At 62.3% G+C, this 1,372-nt stretch carries 2 protein-coding genes; both read left to right on the plus strand.

Going from position 1 to position 1,372, the window contains the following annotated elements; translation table 11 throughout:
- The first annotated feature begins 195 nt into the window (after positions 1-195).
- Positions 196-777: a 23S rRNA (guanosine(2251)-2'-O)-methyltransferase RlmB gene (gene rlmB / locus BV106_RS09970; protein ID WP_051945570.1), complete on the plus strand. Its 582-nt coding sequence runs from the start codon at positions 196-198 to the stop codon at positions 775-777.
- A 64-nt stretch (positions 778-841) separates the two neighbouring features.
- The coding region (secG, locus tag BV106_RS35370; protein WP_063767924.1) for a preprotein translocase subunit SecG at positions 842-1,372 on the plus strand (531 nt) is incomplete at its 3' end.

Below are 1,372 nucleotides of genomic sequence, written 5' to 3' on the forward strand. Positions count from 1 at the left end.
GGCTGTGATGCCTCCGGCATCAATGACCCTGACGTCGACTGATCGATGTCCTATGTGGTGCCTTCGTTCCCCGCGACCTGCGAACCAAGAACCAAGAACCAAGAACCAAGAACCAAGAACCAAGAACCAAGAACCAACCCTCGTTTCCCCCAAAGAATCTCTTGCACAGAGGCCAATCCTTTGCGGCTATTGCCCATGCGCCGACAGGAAAATCAAGCCCGAGCCAATAAGCATTCCAATCCCACCGCTTCGATCCGCATCTATGAGGAAGACGATCTGGCGAGCGTGCTGGCGGACAAGCCCAATCCCATGGTGCTCATTCTGGACTGCATTCAGGACCCGCACAATCTGGGCGCCTGCCTGAGAACGGCGGACGCGGCGGGGTGTGACCTGGTGGTGATGCCCAAGGACAAGACAGCTCCGATCACGGACACGGTTATCCGCGTGGCCTGTGGCGGGGCGGAGAATGTCGCGATCGCCCGAGTGACGAATCTGGCCCGGGCGATGGACAAGCTGAAGGAGTTGGGAGTCTGGTTTGTCGGCACGGAAGACGAGGGCAAGCAGTCGATTTACGATGTGGATCTGAAAGGGCCCATCGGCATCGTCATGGGGGCGGAAGGGGAGGGCATGCGCCGCCTCACGGGAGAGCGCTGTGACTACCTGGTCCAAATCCCCATGAGCGGCAAGGTGCCCTGCCTGAATGTGAGCGTTGCCACCGGGGTCTGCCTGTTTGAGGTGGTCCGCCAGCGCCTTTCCGGGGGCGGCAGACGCCGATAGGGCTTGACCGGGGTGCCCTTTTCCCTTGTGCACCCGCAGAACTGTGCAATACTCGCCGCCCTTTATGGACTATCTCATAGGCTTCCTCATTGTGCTGCTGGTGCTGATCTGCCTGCTGCTGATCCTCATCGTGCTCATGCAACGTCCTCGTCAGGAAGGTCTTGGAGCAGCCTTCGGCAGCGGCACCATGGACAACGCTTTCGGCGCGCACACCACTACGGTCCTGCAGAAGGGCACCACCTGGCTGGGCATCGGATTCTATCTGATCACTTTTGTTCTGGCCGTGTTGGTCGCTCACAAAGATGGTTCCAAGGCCAATGTGCCGAGCCTGATCGACGAAGCTGACAAGAAGCCCGCTGCTACAGCTCCGGCTGAGCCAACGCTTCCGACGACGCCTGATGCAGCCGCCCCCGCGCCTGCTCCTGCCGCACCTGCTGGCGAAACTCCGGCTCCGGTTCCGGCACCTGCACCTGCGCCAGCCCCGGCTGCTGAAGCTCCCGCTGCCCCGGCCCCGGCCCCCGCGCCTGCGCCAGCCCCAGAAGCCGCCGCCCCTGCCCCTGCCCCTGCACCGGCTCCCGCCGCAGAAACGACTCCC

This window comes from Verrucomicrobium sp. BvORR106 (assembly GCF_000739655.1).
In the GTDB taxonomy this organism is placed as follows: Bacteria; Verrucomicrobiota; Verrucomicrobiia; order Verrucomicrobiales; family Verrucomicrobiaceae; genus Verrucomicrobium.